Raw genomic sequence first — 17,384 nt, 5'->3', positions numbered from 1 at the left:
AACCTTATTCCTTGACCGTCTTCTGGAAGCGTTCGAGGAGCTCGTTGCCGCGCTTGACGGCATTGTCGAGCGCCGCCTGCGGTTCCTTCTTGCCCGCCCAGACGGCTTCCAGTTCCTCGTCGACCACCGTGCGGATCTGCACGAGGTTGCCGAGGCGCACGCCGCGCGACTTGTCGGTGGTCTTCACGACCATCTGCTGCACGGACACGTCGGCACCGGGGTTCTTGTCATAGAAGCCCGACTTCTTCGTCAGCTCGTAGGCGGCCATCGTCACCGGCAGGTAGCCCGTGGCCTGGTGCCAGTCCGACTGGATTTCCGGACGCGACAGGTACGTGAAGAACTTCGCCACGCCCTTGTACTCTTCCGCCTTCTTGCCGCCCATCACCCACAGCGAGGCGCCGCCGATGATCGTGTTCTGCGGCGCGCCCTGGACGTCCGGGTAGTACGGGAGCGTGGAGACGCCGAACTGGAACTTCGCGTTGCGGCGGATGTTGGCCAGCGATGCCGACGAACCCGTGAACATCGCGCACTCGCCGTTATAGAACTTGGCCTGCGACTCCGCCTTGCGGCCGCCGTAGCTGAAGTAGCCCTTCTTGACCATGTCCTGCAGGTTCGTGATGTGCTTCACGTGCAGCGGGCTGTTGAAGGCCAAGCGTGCATCGGTGCCACCGAAACCGTTGTTCTTGGTCGCGTACAGCGTGTTGTGCCAGGCCGAGAACGACTCCAGGTGTACCCAGCCCTGCCAGTCGGTCGTGTACGCGCAATTCACGCCCGAAGCCTTGAGCTTGGCCGAGAACTGCATGACTTCCGGCCACGTCTTGGGCGGATGGTCGAGGCCGGCCTTCTTGAAGGCGTCCTTGTTGTAGTAGAACACCGTCGTCGAGCTGTTGAACGGGAACGACAGCATCTCGCCCTTCGACGAGGTGTAGTAACCGGCCACGGCCGGGATGTAGGCGGACTGGTCGAACTTCTCGCCCGCATCCTTCATCACTGCCGATACGGGCTTGATCGCGCCCTTGGCGCTCATCATGGTGGCGGTGCCCACTTCGAACACCTGCAGGATCGCGGGCGCGCTGCCGGCACGGAACGCTGCGATCCCCGCGGCCATCGTCTCGTCGTAGTTGCCCTTGTTCACAGGGACGACCTTGTACTCGGACTGGCTCGCGTTGAACTTGTTGGCGATATCGTTCACCTTTTCATTGAGGGCACCCTCCATGGCGTGCCACCACTGGATTTCCACGGCGGCATGGGCGGTGCCTGCCACAGCCATTGCGGCCACGGCAGCGAACTTCAAGATATTGCGCGGGAAGGACATCTGCGACTCTCCTAAGGCTGTCATCAATCGGCGAAAAGCGACTGAATCTATGCATTTTTTGTGTCAGCGGGATGTTACGCCGGTCGCCTCGCGGGGGAAACCGGACAAACCCGGTTTGTGACGGAAATATTGCAGCTTTTTTGCGACACGGCACGCTTGACGCCGCAGAAAAACGGTCGCGCCATGCGCGCACGGTTTGCGTACAATGCGCGGCCATGCAACCAATCGCCTCCCTGTCTGCCGCGGCCCTGCGCCGCGTTCGTGGCGTGCTGACCGATATCGACGGCACGCTGACCACCGATGGCGCCCTGCCCGCCGCCACCTACGCCGCGCTCGACCGCCTGAAACGGGCCGGCCTCCACGTGATTCCGGTCACGGGACGCTGTATCGCGTGGGCCGAGATCCTGACCCGGCTATGGCCCGTGGACGCGATCATCGGCGAGAACGGCGCGTTCTACTGTCATCTGCGCGCGGGCAAGCTGGTCACGCGCTATCTCGACGACCCCGAGACCCGGGCGCGCAATCTCGCGCGCATCCGCGCGCTGGGGGAAGCGATCGTGCGCGAGGTGCCCGGCTGCGCGCTGGCCTCGGACCAGGCCTGGCACGCGGCGGACCTCGCCGTGGATCATGCGGAAGACGTGCCGAAGCTGCCGCCGGAGGCGGTGGCCCGGATTGCGGCGATGATGACCGAGGCCGGCATGACCGCGACGGTCAGCTCGATCCATGTGAATGGCTGGTTCGGCGCGCACGACAAGCTGTCGATGAGCCGGACCTGCGTGCGGGAATTGCTGGGCGGGGATATCGACGACGGCCGCGACGAGTGGCTGTTCATCGGCGATTCGGCCAATGACGCCGCGATGTTCGGGCACTTTCCGCTGTCGGTGGGCGTGGCGAACGTGCGCGAGGTCCTGCCGTCGCTGCCCGTCGCACCGGCCTACGTGACCGATGCCGCGGGCGGCGAGGGATTCGCGGAGATGGCGGAGCGGCTGCTGGCGGCACGCTGAGCGCGCCGCCGATCGCCCTCCCGCCCGCGATCAATCGAAGCCCAGTTCCTGCAGCTTGCGCGTGATCGTGTTGCGCCCGATGCCAAGGCGCGTCGCCGCTTCCACGCGGCGGCCGCGGGTGACGCCGAGCGCGGCTTCCAGTACGGACTTCTCGAACCGGCGCGTGAGCGCGTCCATCACGTCCGGCTGGCCGGCCTCGAGCATGGCCTTGGCTTCGGCGGCCAGCAGCGTTTCCCAGCTGGCCGAGACCGCCGCGGCCGACGCCGGCACGACGAGGCCCGGCATGACATTGACGGGACGCGTGGCCACCATCGTGTCGCCGTCGCCCGACAGGCCCATGGCATAGTCGCCGGACTCGATCGCCTCGTACTCGCCCCCACCCACGCGCTCCGGCGTGCGCGCCGGCGCGCCGCTCTCGGGCAGGCCGCCGCCGATCATCTCGCGCGGCAGGTCCTTGACCTCGATGGTCTGCGCGGGCGCCATCACGGTCAGCCAGTTGCAGAGGTTTTCCAGCTGGCGCACGTTGCCGGGGAACGGCAGCGTGCTGACATAGGCCAGCGCCTCGTCCGACATGCGCTTCGGCTCCACGCCGAGTTCCTTCGCGCTCTTCTGCAGGAAATGGCGCGCCAGCAGCGTGATGTCTTCCGGCCGTTCGCGCAGCGGCGGCAGGCGCAGGCGAATCACGTTCAGGCGGTGGAACAAGTCCTCGCGGAACAGCCCTTCCTTGACGCGCGTCTCCAGGTTCTGGTGGGTGGCCGCGATCACGCGCACGTTCGCGCGCAGCGGGTTGTGGCCGCCCACGCGATAGAAGTTGCCGTCCGACAGCACGCGCAGCAGGCGCGTCTGGAGGTCGAACGGCATATCGCCGATTTCATCGAGGAACAGCGTGCCGCCCTCGGCCTGCTCGAAGCGGCCGCGGCGCATAGTCTGCGCGCCCGTGAACGCGCCACGCTCGTGGCCGAACAGTTCGGACTCGAGCAGGTCCTTCGGAATCGCGGCCGTGTTCAGCGCGATAAAGGGACCGCTCGCGCGCGGGCTGTGCTTGTGCAGCGCGCGGGCAACGAGTTCCTTACCCGTGCCCGACTCGCCGGTGATCATCACCGTGACGTTCGATTGCGAAAGACGGCCGATCGCGCGGAACACGTCCTGCATTGCCGGTGCCTGCCCGAGGATCTCGGGTGCATCGACGAGGCGGTCGTCCATCTCTTCCTCGCGCAGGCTCTCTTCGAGCGCGCGGCGAATCAGCTCGACGGCCTTGTCCACGTCGAACGGCTTCGCGAGATATTCGAACGCGCCGCCCTGGAACGCCGCCACCGCGCTGTCGAGATCCGAGTACGCGGTCATGACGATCACGGGCAGGCCCGGATGACGCGCCTTGATGGCCTGCAGCAGGTCGAGGCCGGAGCCGCCCGGCATGCGGATATCGGAGATGAGGACCTGCGGCTCGTCGTCCTCCAGCGCCGCGAGCACGTCGCGCACGTTGGTAAAACTGCGGGAGAGCAGGCTTTCACGGGCAAGGGCCTTTTCCAGGACCCAGCGGATTGATTGATCGTCGTCGACTATCCAGATCGGCTTCATGTGCGTCGCTTGTCTGCTCGGTGTCATGTGGTCCCCCGTATCCCCGCTGGTAGCGGGCCCCTGCTGGCGAGCCCCTGTTGTTGGACCCGCTCTGCCCGCACGACACGCCGAACGGGCGACTAATGCAGCGGCAGCAGAATACGGAAGTCGGTAAAGCCCGGCCGGCTCTCGCATTCGATCAAGCCCTCGTGCTGCTGCACGAAGGTTTGAGCGAGTGTGAGACCGAGTCCGCTGCCGCCATCCCGTCCCGATACCAGCGGATAGAAGATGCGTTCGCGTATGTCCTCGGGGATGCCCGGGCCGTTGTCTGTCACATGCAAGTCCAATGCCAGCTTGTACAGACGCTTGGCAATCGTGACCTGGCGCGCCACACGCGTTCGCAAAATGATCTGCGCATCGCCGCGCGCAATGCGCTCGTGGAGCGCCTGCGCCGCGTTATGAACGATGTTCAGCACGGCCTGGATCAGTTGCTCCATGTCGCCACGCAGCTCGGGCAGACTCGCGTCGTAGTCCCGCACGATATCGAGCCCGTTCGGAAACTCGGCCAGCACCACCGAGCGCACGCGCTCGAGCACCTCGTGGATATTGAGCTCGGACACGATATGCGGATGGCGATGCGGCTCCAGCAGCCGATCGACGAGCGTCTGCAGCCGGTCCGACTCCTTGATGATCACCTGCGTGTACTCGCGCAGCGAGCGCTCCGGCAGCTCGAACTCGAGCAACTGCGCCGCGCCGCGAATGCCGCCCAGCGGGTTCTTGATCTCGTGCGCGAGATTGCGGATGAGTTCCTTGTTCGCGGAGGTCAGGTCGATCAGGCGCTCCTCGCGGTCGCTGCGCAGCTTCTGCTCGTTGTGCATGAGCTCGACCAGCACCGTGGACGGATGGCCCTCGATCGCGCCGATGACCACGTGCGCGTGCAGCGGCTCCTGCAACGGCGGGCGCAGCAGCAGGTCCTGGCGCCGCACATCGACCTGCCGCGCGGTCACGCTCTCGATCATGCTGCGCACTTCCTCGGACTCGCCGAACAGGTCCGGCAGCGTCAGCTCGACCATCGCGCGCCGCGACATCGCGAACGCGGCCTCGGACGCGGGATTGGCGTACACGACATGCAGGCCCGTCCCGCGCACGAGCAGCACCGGGTTGGCAATCACGTCCAGCCCGGGGTGGAACGCCACGTCGCCCAGCGGTACCACGTTTGCCGCCTGCTCGGGGCTCGCCTGTGTCGCGGGATCCTGTACCGCGGGATCGTTCTTGGCGCGGTCGGCCCCGGTTACCTTCCGTGAAACACCGCGAATCAGGCGACGCATGAGATCAGTCCTTCAGGTTGGATAGCTCGCGGCGCAGCGACGCGAGATTCGCTTCGCTACGCGCGATGTCGTCGCGCAGCGCAGCCGTGCGATCGAGATATTTCTGATAGTTGCGCTCGTTGCCCTGACGTTCCGGCTCGCCGTTGTTGTACTCGGCGCGCAGGGCCGCCAGCTTGGCCTCTTCGCTCTGCAACTCCTGCTCCAGCACGCCGCGGCGCTCGCCGTCGCGGCTCTTCTGCGTGGCACCGTCCACGCGCGGGAACGACGTCGGCGACGCCGCGCCCGCCGTGCCCCGGCTCGTCTGCGGACGCGCGCCACCGGGCACCGTCACCACGTCGGGCAGCGTCAGCTTCTTGCAGCCCTTGCCCGCATTGCCGTTCCGGTACTCGGGCACGCCGTTCGGGCCCGTGCACACATACACGTCGGAAGACTGCGCGGCGGCCGGCGAGTTCCACATCGTCAGCACCAGCGCGAGCCCCACAATGGGGAAAGCAACACGAAGATGGTGCGTAGCCGCGCGCCCGGACCGCGCCGCGCCACGGTGCGCGACGTCGTCGCCGGCGGCTTCCCAGATATCGTTCATGGACATTGACCCCGTTATTATGAAAAGAGCCCCATTCTAGCGAGCATCCCGCGCCGCCAAACAAAAAGGGACAGCCGAGGCCGCCCCTTTCTGGTGCTACTGTTGTCCGGTCACAACCCGGCAAGCCAGGTCACAATCCGGAGCGATCTCGCTTTACAGCGAGTAGTACATGTCGAACTCGATCGGGTGCGTCGTCATGCGGAAACGCGTGACTTCTTCCATCTTGAGCTCGATGTAGGCGTCCAGCATCGAGTTCGAGAACACACCGCCGCGGGTCAGGAACTCGCGATCGTTGTCGAGGTGTTCCAGGGCCTGGTCGAGGCTCGCGCAGACGGTCGGGATCTTCGCGTCTTCTTCCGGCGGCAGATCGTACAGGTTCTTGTCGGCAGCTTCGCCCGGGTGGATCTTGTTCTGCACGCCATCGAGACCGGCCATCAGCAGCGCCGAGAAGCCCAGGTACGGGTTGCACAGCGGATCCGGGAAACGGGTCTCGATACGACGGCCCTTCGGGTTCGCGACATACGGAATACGGATCGACGCCGAACGGTTACGTGCCGAGTAGGCCAGCTTCACCGGAGCTTCGAAGCCCGGCACCAGACGCTTGTACGAGTTGGTACCCGGGTTCGTGATCGCGTTCAGCGCGCGAGCGTGCTTGATGATGCCGCCGATGTAGTACAGCGCGAATTCCGACAGGCCGGCGTAGCCGTTGCCCGCGAACAGGTTCTGGCCGTCCTTCCACACGGACTGGTGAACGTGCATGCCCGAACCGTTGTCGCCAACGACCGGCTTCGGCATGAACGTGGCCGTCTTGCCGTAGGTGTGCGCGACGTTCTGGATCACGTACTTCTGCAGCTGCGTCCAGTCGGCGCGTTGCACCAGCGTGCTGAACTTCGTGCCGATTTCGTTCTGGCCCTGGCCAGCCACTTCGTGGTGGTGCACTTCGACGGGGATGCCCAGCGATTCGAGAATCAGGCACATCTCCGAACGCATGTCCTGGAACGTGTCGATCGGGGCAACCGGGAAGTAGCCGCCCTTCTTGCCCGGACGGTGACCGCTGTTGCCGTGCTCGAATTCCTTGCCGGCCGACCACGGGGCTTCTTCGGACTGGATCTTCACGAAGCAGCCTTGCATATCGACGTTCCAGGTCACGCCGTCGAAGATGAAGAATTCGGGTTCCGGACCGAAGTAGGCGGCGTCGCCCAGGCCGGAGCTCTTCAGGTAGGCTTCCGCGCGGCGCGCGATCGAACGCGGGTCGCGGTCGTAACCCTTGCCGTCGGACGGCTCGATCACGTCGCAGGTCAGCACCAGCGTCGGCTCTTCATAGAACGGATCGATGTGAGCGGTGTTCGAATCCGGCATCAGCAGCATGTCCGAAGCTTCGATACCCTTCCAGCCGGCGATGGACGAACCGTCGAATGCATGGCCGCTTTCGAACTTGTCTTCATCGAAGTGCGACGTCGGCACCGAGACGTGCTGTTCCTTGCCTTTGGTATCCGTGAAGCGGAAATCGACGAACTTGACGTCGTTTTCCTTCACGAGCTTCATTACATCTGCAACGCTTTGGGCCATGCCTATCTCCTGGAAATTCGGCTGAATCTGAGCAGCAATCTGAGAAAGCCATTATTGAGACGGTCCCGCGCCAGCCCTGTGGAAACCGCCCCAAAAGGGACGAGGAATGTTAGCAGAAAGCATGCCAACAAAAACCAACTTTGCACCTGCAAGTCCCGAAAAATGTGCACCTGCGCGCGAGCCCGCACCGCGACGCGCCATACCGGATTGCATGCAATCGGCAAAGTGCCGCAAGCGCGATTCATGCACCGCTACCCGGCGTCTCGCCGCCTTACCCATCAAACACCAACATGGTGCAAGAGGCAAGAGAAAGCACTTGTTTGGTGCCAATGCACCGCAACGATGCGTGGCCGCAATTTCGAGGAACGAGAGCGCTAGAATAGCGCCCATTCCTTTCATCCCCCCTTCCTTTCATCCCCCACACCGACATTCGCGATGACCACCCGAGACGATCTCCTTCAGGCCGCCAAGGCGCGCCAGCAGCAAAACCAGCTTGCCTACTTCGGCGCCCTGACGCCGCAGGAATCCTATGCGCTGCTGCAGGCCGACCCGACGGCGGTGCTCGTCGACGTCCGCACGCAGGCGGAACTGGACTGGGTGGGTGGCGTGGACCTGCCCGACGCGCAGTTCGCGCATGTCGAATGGTCCACTTATCCGGGCGGCACGCAGAATCCGAACTTCGTGACCGAACTGCGCGCCCGCGTCGGCGAGGACACGCCCGTGCTGTTTCTGTGCCGCAGCGCCGCGCGCTCGAAGCACGCCGCGCGCGTGGCGACGGAAGCCGGTTTCAAATACGCGATGGACGTGCTGGAAGGGTTCGAGGGTCCGCGCGACGACCACTATCACCGCAAGACCGTGGAAGGCTGGTGCTTCCGCGGCCTGCCGTGGCACGGCGCCTGATCAGCCCTGCTCCACGATCTCGAAGCCCATGGCCCGCACGCCGTCCAGCAGCATCGCGTAGGCCGGGCCCACGAGTGCCTCGGGGCCCTTGACGCCCAGGTCGATATGGCGCCGCGCAAAGCGGTCGCCGCGGCTGACGTCGCCGACCGACGGCAGGCTGAACACGCGAATGCCCTCGAACGCCGATTCCACCTGCTCCATGAGCGGCGTCAGCGTGGACTCGGGCGCTTCGAACACGTAGAACGCGCGTGACTGTTCGCGCGCGAGGTGAAACAGGTGCGAGTAGTAGTGGTCGAGCACCCACTCCATCATCGGCCACGCCATCACCGGGAAGCCGGGCATGAAGTGATGGTCGGCCACCGAGAAGCCCGGAATGCGGTTGTAGCTGTTCGGGATGATCCGCGCACCGACCGGGAACTCGCCCATCTTGAACCGGTGCCGGTTCTCCGGAAGGTCGAGGTTGGCCTTGACCGGATCGCCGTTGGCCGTCTCCACGATCCGTTGCGCGATCAGCTCGCGCGCCTCCGGGTGCAGGGCCAGCGGCACGCCCAGCGCCGCCGCCGCGCACTGGCGCGTATGGTCGTCGGGGGTCGCACCGATCCCGCCCGTGCAGAACACCACGTCGCTGCCCGCGAGCGTGCGGCGCAGCGTGGCCGTGATGCGCTCGCGATCGTCGCCGATATACTCGGCCCACTCCAGCGCCAGGCCCCGCGCGCCCAGGAACTCGATGGCACGGCGCATGTGCTTGTCCTCGCGCCGCCCCGACAGAATCTCGTCACCGATGACGATCAGGCCGAAACCCATGTTTGCCCCCGCTTCAGGATGGTTCAATGCGCCGGATATCGGACGGCGCAAGATCGATGATGTCGCCGCCCGGCGGCGCCGGCGGGGCCGCGCCCACCCGCTCCGCGCGCAGCTGTGCGAGCGCGCGCAGGCAGAAGTGCCCGAACCACAATGCCGAGAAGATAAAGATCAGCACGTAGAGCCATAACGTCCCCACGAGCACGACCGGAAACAGGAAGATGATCATCGCCGACCAGACCCACAGCAGCGTGGGCGCGGAGCCCAGCAGGCCGACGGCGATGCCGATCATCAGCAGCGCGCCGCGATGGCGCTTCATCAGCGTCTTGCGCTCCTCGGCCGTCGCATGCTCGGCCAGCGCGTCGTAGGTCATCACGCGGTAGGTCAGCCAGCCCCATAGCACCGGCGGAATCAGCGCGAAAAACGGCGGTACCAGCCACAGCGGCAGCGTGACGATCACGAGCAGCAGGAACACGAACGTATTGCCGAACGACGCGACGACGCTGCCGAACACACTGCCGCCGTGCGACTTGGCAAGATCGGGATAGCTGCGTTCGAGGTGCCGCACCACGGCCGGCACCGAGCACAGGCTGATAAAGACCAGCATCGACGCGATGACGAGCGGCACGGCGATCATCAGCACGAACAGCGGCGCCACCACGGAACGCAGCGACTGCAGGTTCAGCCAATCGAGCGCCGCGTAGATCCAGCTCGTGAACACCGAGCCTTCCAGCAGCAGGCGCGTGGTGTTCATGATCGGCTCCCACCCCCACCACAGCAGCCCGCCCCAGAGCACCGTGGCCAGCACGAACGGCAGCACGGTGAGCGCGAGCATGCGGGGGTGGAACTGACTGACGAGGGCGCGTCCGAAAGCGCGGAGGATATCGTTCATGGCAAGGAGCCTAGCACAGGCCGCTGCTCAATTGATACGCAGCAGCCGCTTGACGCCATACCACTGCTGCGCGAGGAAACCGCGGCCATAGTCGCGGTTCTTCCCCGCCGGCGGCGGCATCTGGTCGCGCACGCCGGTCGGGTAGTACCGGTCCGTGAACACGGCCGTGCCGAACATCATGTCCCACCACGGAAACAGCACGCCGAAATTGCAGCCGCCGAGGCGCATGGGCTTGCCGCCCTTGCCCGGCGTCTCGTGACCGAGCCCCACCGCATGATGCGTGCGATGGAAGCGCGGCGACACCAGCAGCCGCTCGCCGAGCCAGCCAAAGTGCAGGCGCAGGTTCGCGTGCTGGAGGCTCTGCAACAGCTGCGACAGCGCCACCAGCAGGATGTACTGCGACGGTTCCACGCCGACCGCCAGCGCGATGACCGCGAATACGGTGTCGCGCAGGATATCGTCGAGCAGGTGATTGCGGTTGTCGCTCCAGAGCGTCATCTGCCGCTGGCTATGGTGCAGCGCATGCAGGCTCCACCACCAGCGGTAAGTGTGCGAGAAACGGTGATACCAGTAGTCGACGAGGTCGAACAGCATCAGGTAGATCAGGAAGCTGACGATGGGCGACGACGTGACCGCGGGCCACCAGTCCTCGACGTTGATGCGCTGCCAGCCGAGCAGCCGCAGATGCCCTTCGATCAGGTCGCTGAGCGGGTCGAGCACGAAGAACATCGCGAGCCGGAACAGCCCGAGCCGATGGATCATCGTGTACAGGATGTCCACGCGGACCGCGGGGCGGTCCGTCACCGGCTCCACCGGCCGCAGCTTCTCGAGCGGGCCGAGGATCAGGATCATCACCGCGATCTGCACGATGCCCGCGAGCAGCCATTCGGTGCCCGTGAACGCCTCTTCCGCGTAGCCGCCGAAGCCGAGATCGTAGACCACGGGCAGCACGACGTTCTGGAACACCGAGCCCTCGATCTGGCCGATCCAGCCCGACATCCAGTTGGTGAACGCGTCCCACATCAGCGTGCGCCCTCCTTCTTCTGCTGCGCGAACCACGCCTTGTACGCGGGATGCTCGCGCAGCGTCGCAAAGCAGAAGCCCTTCTGTTCGAGCCCCGTGATCAGCGGCTCCAGCACCGCCGGCGCCCACGGGTCCTTGCGCGACCAGATACCGAGGTGCGCCATCGTGATGTCGCCATCGCGCAGGTCGCGCAGCGCGCGGGCCAGCAGCTTGTCGTTCGGGAAGCGTTCCGACGACAGCTCGTCACCGAGAAAGCCGGCCGGCGCCCAGGCCACGTGTTTGAAACCGCACTGCTCCGCCCACTGCAGCGTCTGCTGCGACGTATGGCCGCCGGGCGCGCGCCACAGCGGCGCCATCGGCTGACCGGTCATCGATTGCAACGCCTGCGCGCTGCGGCGCAGTTCCCCGCAGAACGTCTCGGCCGTCATCGCCACGTCCCTGCCGCCTTCGGCGCCGAACTGCGGACGCATGATCACCTTGCCGTCGCGCACCGCGCGAAAGTAGACGTGATCGAACGTGTGCGTGCCGAACACATGCCCATCGGCCGCCAGTGACTTCCAGTATGGCGCCCAGCTCGGGTCGAGGGAACTGTCGCGATGGATCGTGGGCTCGTTGGCCAGGAAGAACGTCGCGCGGATATGGTGCTTGCGCAGCGTGCGCGCGATGAGTTCGGCCTGGCTCATGCTGCCCGTGTCGAACGTCAGGTACAGCGTGCCCGCGCGGCAGGCGGCGTTATCTGTCGCCGGGGCCGCGATGGCCGGCGCGGCCGCCATCCATGCGGCCGCACCCGCGGCAACCGCCACGGCCGAAGCCAGCACCGTCAGGATCTTGCGCATGATGGTTCGTTCAGTAGAGCGGCGCGCGCGTGCGGAAATAGATACCGTGCGGAGACTTGCCGACGCGAATCGTCTTCACGACCTTGCGCGTGGCGACATCGACGAGGGCCACCGAACGCGCCCAGCGGCACGATACCCAGAGCGTCTTGCCGTCGGCGGTCAGTTCCATGTCGTCGGGACCAGGCGGCAGGCCCGTGATGTCCCCTACCTTCGACAGCGTCTGCTGGTCGATGATGCTGATGGTGCCGGACACGCGATTGGTCAGGAACAGATGGCGGCGGTCGCCCACCGCGCGGAAGTTATGCGCGCCCTTCCCGGTCTGGATCTGCTTGACCACGGTACGCGTATGCCAGTCGATGACGGCGACATAGTCCGCCCCGGTCATGCCCACGAGCAGGTATTTCTGGTCCGGCGTGACCCAGACTCCGGCGGGCGCGGAGCCCGCTTCCATGACCCACATCACGTTGAGCGTGGTCAGGTCGATCGCGGCAATCTGGTTCGAGTCCTGCAGCGTGATGAACGCGATCTTGCTGTCCGCCGTGAACGCGATATGGCTCGGCGTGCGGCCGAGCGGGAACTGCTTGGCGATCTTGAGCGCGTGGCCATCCCAGCGGTAGACATCGACGCGGTCGAGCCGGTTGCCCGTGGCCACGAACCACTTCTGGTCCGGCGAGAAGCCGATCTGATACGGGTCGTCGATATTGGGCACACGCTGCTGCACCTTGCCCGTGACCGGATCGACGAACACGAGGTCGTTGCCGACCGCGTTGGCCACGATCAGCGACTTGTCGTCGGGCGTGGCAATCAGGTGGTGCGGCTCCTTGCCGACCGGAAAGGTCTCGAGGACCTTTTGCGTATCCTTGTCGATCAGCGTGACGGTAGCGTCACCCGAATTGAGCACTACGACGACCTCGGCCCGCGCGGGCGCGGCGAGGGCCAGTCCCAAACCCAGACCGAGGGCCGCGGCGCCAATCGCGCCAGCCACTCCACGACTCCAACGAGTCACACGACGCATTCCGACGAGCATAAGACCGTTCACTGATGACGAATCGCGCATTCTAACGTTTGGGCGCCACTTTTCGATGACGCCACATAATTTCTTACCATCGCGTGTCCCTGTCGCCGCTTCAGCGCTGCATGGACTCCCAGACCTTCTGGAGTCGTTTGACCGACATGGGCACAGGGGTTCGCAATTCCTGCGCAAAAAGTGCGATGCGCAACTCCTCCAGCATCCACCGGAATTCGTCGAGCCGCGCGTCGGCGGCGCCGCGGCCCTGCGTGCGCAGCTGCTTTTCGGCGCGCTGCCACTGCTGGATCAGCGGCGTCATCTCCTGCAGCCGCTGCGCATCGCGCGCGGCATCGCCCTTGAGCTTGTCAACGCGCATCGCCATGCCTTTCAGGTAGCGCGGATAGTGCACGAGCTGCGTGTACGGCGTATCGATGACGAACGATTTGTGCATCAATCGCCCGAGCTGCGCCTCCATGTCCTGATAGGTAGCGCCATACGGCTTGGCCTGCAGCAGCTTGCGCGGCAGGCCCGCGTACTCGGCCAGGATGCTGCCGACGAGCCGCGCGATTTCCTGCGCGAGCAGCGACAGCCGCGCGCGCCCCTCGTCCTTGCGCGTGTTGAACTCGGCCTCGTTGCGCGGCAGCGGCGCCTGCAGGCACGCGCGGTCCAGCGCCACCTGCACGATCTGCTCGCGCAACTGTTCCTGCGTGCCCAGCGTCATGTACTGCATGGCCATCTGCTGCAGGTTCGGGACGTTCTTCTCGATGAACTTGACCTGCTCGCGCAGCTGCAGCGCGAACAGCCGGCGCAGGCCCGCATGGTGAACGCGCGCGGCCTCCTGCGGATCGTCGAAAACCTCGACGTCGCAATGATCGCCGTGATCGACGAGCGCGGGGTAGCCGAACAGCGTCTGGCTGCCCTTGCGGATCTCGAGCAGTTCCGGCAGTTCCCCGAACGACCATGACGTGAGGTTCTCGTACTGGCCGGCTTCGGCCGCCGGCACATCCCGCGCCGCGATGGTCTGGAACGACTGCTGCGCCTGCCCGCCGAACTCCGCGCGCAATTGCGCGAGGTTGCGGCCCATGTCGAGCTGGCGGCCGTGTTCGTCGATGACCTTGAAGTTCATCGCATGGTGCGCGGGCAGCGTTTCCAGCTTGAAGTCCGCGCGCTTGATCATCGTGCCCGTCTGTTCGCGGATATCGGCAATGAGCACGTCGAGCAGATCGCCCTCGCCGAAGGGCTGGCGCGCGACGAAGCCCGCCGCATAGTCGGGCAGTGGCACGCAATGGCGGCGCAGCTTCTGCGGCAGCGACTTCAGCAGCAGATGCACCTTCTCCTTGATCATGCCGGGCACGAGCCATTCCGCGCGCTCGGGACGTACCTGGTTCAATGCGTACAGCGGCACGGTCAGCGTCACGCCGTCGCGATGGCTGCCGGGCTCGAAATGGTAGGTGAGCCCCATGTCCACGCCCGCGACCGCCATCGTCTTCGGGAAGAGGTCCGTGGTGATGCCGGCGGCCTCGTGCCGCATCAGCTCGTCGCGGTTCAGGTACAGCAGCTTGCGATCCTTCCCGGACTCGGCTTCGTACCACTTTTCGAACGACACCTGGTTGTAGATGTCGGCCGGCACCGCGCGGTCGTAGAACGCGTAGATCAGTTCGTCATCGACCAGCACGTCCTGCCGGCGCGACTTGTGCTCGAGGTTCTCGATCTCTCGCACGAGCCGCTGGTTATGCGCGTAGAACGGCAGCCGCGTGTCGAACTCCCCTTCCACGAGGGCGCGCCGGATAAATAGCTCGCGCGCTTCCGCCGGGTTCATCGGCCCGTAGTGGATGCGCCGGTGCTGGTAGACGACGAGTCCGTACAGCGTGGCGCGCTCGAGCGCGAGCACCTGGCCGGCCTTCTTCTCCCAGTGCGGATCGCTCCAGCTGACCTTCAGCAGATGCTTGCCCACCTGTTCCAGCCATTCGGGCTCGATGCGCGCGAGCGTGCGCGCGAACAGGCGGCTCGTCTCGACGAGCTCGGCCGCGATGATCCAGCGGCCGACCTTCTTCGCGATCAGCGAGCCCGGCCACAGGTGGAACTTGATGCCGCGCGCGCCAAGATACTCGCGCCCGCGCGAATCGCCTTCGTCCAGCTTGCAGCCGATATTGCCGAGCAGGCCCGTCAGCAGCGCCTTGTGCACCTGCTCGTACGTGGGCTCGCTCTCGTTGAGGCGCCAGCCCTGCTCCGTCACCGTCGTCATCAGCTGCGAATGGACGTCGCGCCATTCGCGCAGCCGCAGATGCGAAAGGAAGTTGGCGCGGCACTGGTCCTGCAACTGCTTGTTGCTCTTCTTGTGCGCGACGGCGTCCTCGAACCACTTCCACAGCTTGACCCAGCCGAGGAATTCCGAAGGGAGGTCGGACCGGTCGTCGAAGAACTTGCGGTGGGCCTGATCGGCGGCTTCCTGCGCCTCCTGCGGACGGTCGCGCGGGTCCTGCACGGACAGCGCGCTCGCGATGATCAGCACTTCGCGCAGGCAATGCTGCTCGCGCGCGGCCAGGATCATGCGCGCCACGCGCGGGTCGAGCGGCAGCTTGGCCAGCTGGCGGCCCGTGGCGGTCAGCTGGTTCGCGTCATCGACGGCGCCGAGTTCCTGGAGCAGCTGGTAGCCGTCGGCCACCGCGCGGCCCAGCGGCGGCTCGATGAACGGGAACGACTCGATGTCCGTGAGCCGCAGCGCCTTCATGCGCAGGATGACGGCCGCGAGCGACGAGCGCAGGATTTCCGGATCGGTGAAGCGCGGGCGGCCCGCGAAGTCGCTCTCTTCGTACAGGCGGATGCAGACGCCGTCCGCCACGCGGCCGCAGCGGCCCGCGCGCTGGTTGGCCGCGGCCTGCGAGATGGCTTCGATCTGCAGTTGCTCGACCTTGTTGCGGTACGAATAGCGCTTGACGCGCGCGAGGCCCGTGTCCACCACGTAGCGGATGCCGGGCACCGTGAGCGAGGTCTCGGCGACGTTCGTGGCCAGCACGATGCGGCGCGCGCCCGAGGGCTTGAACACGCGCTCCTGCTCCTGCACGGACAGTCTTGCAAACAGCGGCAGGATCTCGGTGTGGGGCGGGTGGTGCTTGCGCAGCGCCTCGGCGGTTTCGCGGATCTCGCGCTCGCCGGGCAGGAATACGAGCACGTCGCCCGGGCCCAGGCGGCACAGTTCGTCGACGGCATCGACGATGCCGTCGTAGAGGTCGCGCTCCTTCGCCTGTGCGGATTTCGGCGTCGGGGGCGTGCTCCCGTTGGGCGCGGCGTCCTCCCGGATCGGGCGGTAACGCACCTCCACCGGATACAGGCGGCCGCTGACCTCGATGACCGGCGCGGGCTTGCCGTTGTGCGCGAAATGCTCGGCGAAGCGTTTCGCGTCGATCGTCGCCGAGGTGATGATGATCTTGAGGTCGGGACGCTTCGGCAGGATCTGGCGCAGGTAGCCGATCAGGAAGTCGATGTTGAGGCTGCGTTCGTGGGCCTCGTCGATGATGATCGTGTCGTATGCGCGCAGCAGCGGGTCGTTCTGCGTCTCCGCCAGCAGGATGCCGTCGGTCATCAGCTTGATGGACGCGCCGGGGGACATCGTGTCGTTGAAGCGCACCTGGTAGCCGACGTGCTCGCCGACTGGCGAGCCGAGTTCCTGCGCGATGCGCTTGGCGGTGGAGGTGGCCGCGATCCGGCGGGGCTGGGTGTGGCCGATGAGGCCGCCGGTCTTGCCCGGGGGGTCGCCGGCGCGCACGGGGCCGCGGCCGATCGACAGGCAGATCTTGGGCAACTGTGTGGTCTTGCCCGAGCCGGTCTCGCCGGCGACGATCACGACCTGGTTGGCCAGCAGCGCGGCGGCGATCTCGTCGCGGCGCGCCGAAACCGGTAGCGCTTCCGGGAATGTGATGGGCGGCAATGGGTTCGCCATCCGCGGCGGCCGCGGGGGCCGACCGTCGCGCCCGGCCGACGGCTCACGCCCCGACTGCGCCTCGCGCCCCGGCTGCGCCTCACGCCCCAACTGCCCGCCTCGCGCCGGACGACCGCCGTCGGCCGACCGCCCATCGCGCACGGGCTGCCCGTCCCGCGCCGGACGACCGCCGTCGGTGGACTGCGCCTCTAGCGCGGCCTGCCCCTCTCGCGCCGGACGGCCGCCATCGGCCGACTGCCCCTCGCGCACGGGCTGCCCGTCTCGCGCCGGACGACCGCCATCGGCGGACTGCCCCTCGCGCACGGGCTGCCCGTCTCGCGCCGGACGACCGTCGCGGGCCGACTGGGCCTCACGCGCGGCCTGCCCCTCTCGTGCCGAACGGCCGCCATCGGCCGACTGCCCCTCGCGAGCCGACTGCGCCTGACGTGCGGGCTGCCCCTCTCGGGCCGGACGACCGTCGCGGGCGGACTGCCCATCGCGCGCAGGCTGGCCTTCTCGTGGCGGACGACCGTCGTGGGCGGACTGCCCATCGGGTGTGGGCTGGCCTTCGCGTGGCGGGCGAGCGTCGCGGGCGGACTGCCCATCGCGCGCGGACTGGCCTTCGCGTGGCGGGCGGGCGTCGCGGGC

Annotated in this window: 13 protein-coding genes; 2 read left to right on the top strand and 11 right to left on the bottom strand. The window is 66.3% G+C overall.

Annotated features, from left to right (window positions below):
• Positions 1 to 4: 4 nt before the first annotated feature.
• Positions 5 to 1,315 carry a sn-glycerol-3-phosphate ABC transporter substrate-binding protein UgpB gene (ugpB, locus tag FOB72_RS04105; protein WP_150371353.1) on the bottom strand — a complete coding sequence of 437 codons (1,311 nt, stop codon included), beginning with the start codon at positions 1,313 to 1,315 and terminating at the stop codon, positions 5 to 7.
• 215 nt (positions 1,316 to 1,530) lie between these two features.
• Here ugpB and FOB72_RS04100 point away from each other — a divergent pair, with 215 nt between their 5' ends.
• On the top strand, positions 1,531 to 2,319 hold the full coding sequence (locus FOB72_RS04100) for an HAD-IIB family hydrolase (protein WP_150371352.1): 789 nt from the start codon (positions 1,531 to 1,533) through the stop codon (positions 2,317 to 2,319).
• Between the two features lie 30 nt (positions 2,320 to 2,349).
• Here FOB72_RS04100 and ntrC read toward each other — a convergent pair whose 3' ends face one another.
• The 4 genes from ntrC to FOB72_RS04080 form a co-directional block, all read right to left on the bottom strand.
• A complete protein-coding gene (gene ntrC / locus FOB72_RS04095; protein WP_150371351.1) occupies positions 2,350 to 3,897 on the bottom strand; it encodes a nitrogen regulation protein NR(I) in 1,548 nt (515 codons plus the stop codon).
• A gap of 119 nt (positions 3,898 to 4,016) precedes the next feature.
• Positions 4,017 to 5,204, bottom strand: a complete 1,188-nt coding sequence (glnL, locus tag FOB72_RS04090; protein ID WP_150371350.1) for a nitrogen regulation protein NR(II) — start codon at positions 5,202 to 5,204, stop codon at positions 4,017 to 4,019.
• A gap of 4 nt (positions 5,205 to 5,208) precedes the next feature.
• The gene (locus tag FOB72_RS04085; protein ID WP_150373737.1) at positions 5,209 to 5,661 is read right to left on the bottom strand and encodes a DUF4124 domain-containing protein; all 453 of its coding nucleotides are present in this window, start codon (positions 5,659 to 5,661) and stop codon (positions 5,209 to 5,211) included.
• A gap of 279 nt (positions 5,662 to 5,940) precedes the next feature.
• Positions 5,941 to 7,356 (bottom strand): 3-hydroxylaminophenol mutase, encoded by a 1,416-nt coding sequence (locus tag FOB72_RS04080; protein WP_109580754.1) that lies wholly within the window; start codon positions 7,354 to 7,356, stop codon positions 5,941 to 5,943.
• A gap of 435 nt (positions 7,357 to 7,791) precedes the next feature.
• On the opposite strand from FOB72_RS04080, the gene FOB72_RS04075 reads away from it, so the two are divergent.
• On the top strand, positions 7,792 to 8,256 hold the full coding sequence (locus FOB72_RS04075) for a rhodanese-like domain-containing protein (RefSeq protein ID WP_150371349.1): 465 nt from the start codon (positions 7,792 to 7,794) through the stop codon (positions 8,254 to 8,256).
• Here the strand turns inward: FOB72_RS04075 and FOB72_RS04070 are convergent, their stop codons facing one another.
• From FOB72_RS04070 to hrpA, 6 genes are all read right to left on the bottom strand, one after another.
• Entirely contained in the window at positions 8,257 to 9,060 is an 804-nt protein-coding gene (locus FOB72_RS04070; RefSeq protein WP_150371348.1) for a competence/damage-inducible protein A, read from the bottom strand. It lies immediately after the preceding gene.
• A 13-nt stretch (positions 9,061 to 9,073) separates the two neighbouring features.
• The gene (locus tag FOB72_RS04065; RefSeq protein ID WP_150371347.1) at positions 9,074 to 9,949 is read right to left on the bottom strand and encodes an EI24 domain-containing protein; all 876 of its coding nucleotides are present in this window, start codon (positions 9,947 to 9,949) and stop codon (positions 9,074 to 9,076) included.
• A gap of 27 nt (positions 9,950 to 9,976) precedes the next feature.
• Entirely contained in the window at positions 9,977 to 10,972 is a 996-nt protein-coding gene (locus FOB72_RS04060; RefSeq protein ID WP_150371346.1) for a sterol desaturase family protein, read from the bottom strand.
• Positions 10,972 to 11,808: a polysaccharide deacetylase family protein gene (locus FOB72_RS04055; protein WP_150371345.1), complete on the bottom strand. Its 837-nt coding sequence runs from the start codon at positions 11,806 to 11,808 to the stop codon at positions 10,972 to 10,974. Before FOB72_RS04055 ends, FOB72_RS04060 begins: the two co-directional genes overlap by 1 nt.
• 10 nt (positions 11,809 to 11,818) lie before the next feature.
• Positions 11,819 to 12,823 (bottom strand): cytochrome D1 domain-containing protein, encoded by a 1,005-nt coding sequence (locus FOB72_RS04050; protein ID WP_150371344.1) that lies wholly within the window; start codon positions 12,821 to 12,823, stop codon positions 11,819 to 11,821.
• Between the two features lie 112 nt (positions 12,824 to 12,935).
• Complete coding sequence (gene hrpA / locus FOB72_RS04045) at positions 12,936 to 16,757, bottom strand: ATP-dependent RNA helicase HrpA (protein WP_150373736.1); 3,822 nt, start codon at positions 16,755 to 16,757, stop codon at positions 12,936 to 12,938.
• Positions 16,758 to 17,384 lie beyond the last annotated feature (627 nt).

Source organism: Cupriavidus pauculus (assembly GCF_008693385.1).
GTDB lineage: Bacteria > Pseudomonadota > Gammaproteobacteria > Burkholderiales > Burkholderiaceae > Cupriavidus > Cupriavidus pauculus_D.
The sequence above is the reverse complement of the archived record's forward strand: the minus strand, read 5'-3'. Positions and strand labels throughout refer to the sequence as shown.

Bases quoted from the DNA above. Each gene is read 5' to 3' on its own strand.
- FOB72_RS04070 (WP_150371348.1), bottom strand. From the start codon at position 9,060: ATGGGTTTCGGCCTGATCGTCATCGGTGACGAGATTCTGTCGGGGCGG.
- FOB72_RS04080 (WP_109580754.1), bottom strand. From the start codon at position 7,356: ATGGCCCAAAGCGTTGCAGATGTAATGAAGCTCGTGAAGGAAAACGAC.
- hrpA (WP_150373736.1), bottom strand. From the start codon at position 16,757: ATGGCGAACCCATTGCCGCCCATCACATTCCCGGAAGCGCTACCGGTT.
- FOB72_RS04075 (WP_150371349.1), top strand. From the start codon at position 7,792: ATGACCACCCGAGACGATCTCCTTCAGGCCGCCAAGGCGCGCCAGCAG.
- FOB72_RS04055 (WP_150371345.1), bottom strand. From the start codon at position 11,808: ATGCGCAAGATCCTGACGGTGCTGGCTTCGGCCGTGGCGGTTGCCGCG.
- FOB72_RS04065 (WP_150371347.1), bottom strand. From the start codon at position 9,949: ATGAACGATATCCTCCGCGCTTTCGGACGCGCCCTCGTCAGTCAGTTC.
- ugpB (WP_150371353.1), bottom strand. From the start codon at position 1,315: ATGTCCTTCCCGCGCAATATCTTGAAGTTCGCTGCCGTGGCCGCAATG.
- FOB72_RS04100 (WP_150371352.1), top strand. From the start codon at position 1,531: ATGCAACCAATCGCCTCCCTGTCTGCCGCGGCCCTGCGCCGCGTTCGT.
- ntrC (WP_150371351.1), bottom strand. From the start codon at position 3,897: ATGAAGCCGATCTGGATAGTCGACGACGATCAATCAATCCGCTGGGTC.
- glnL (WP_150371350.1), bottom strand. From the start codon at position 5,204: ATGCGTCGCCTGATTCGCGGTGTTTCACGGAAGGTAACCGGGGCCGAC.
- FOB72_RS04050 (WP_150371344.1), bottom strand. From the start codon at position 12,823: ATGCGTCGTGTGACTCGTTGGAGTCGTGGAGTGGCTGGCGCGATTGGC.
- FOB72_RS04060 (WP_150371346.1), bottom strand. From the start codon at position 10,972: ATGTGGGACGCGTTCACCAACTGGATGTCGGGCTGGATCGGCCAGATC.
- FOB72_RS04085 (WP_150373737.1), bottom strand. From the start codon at position 5,661: ATGTGGAACTCGCCGGCCGCCGCGCAGTCTTCCGACGTGTATGTGTGC.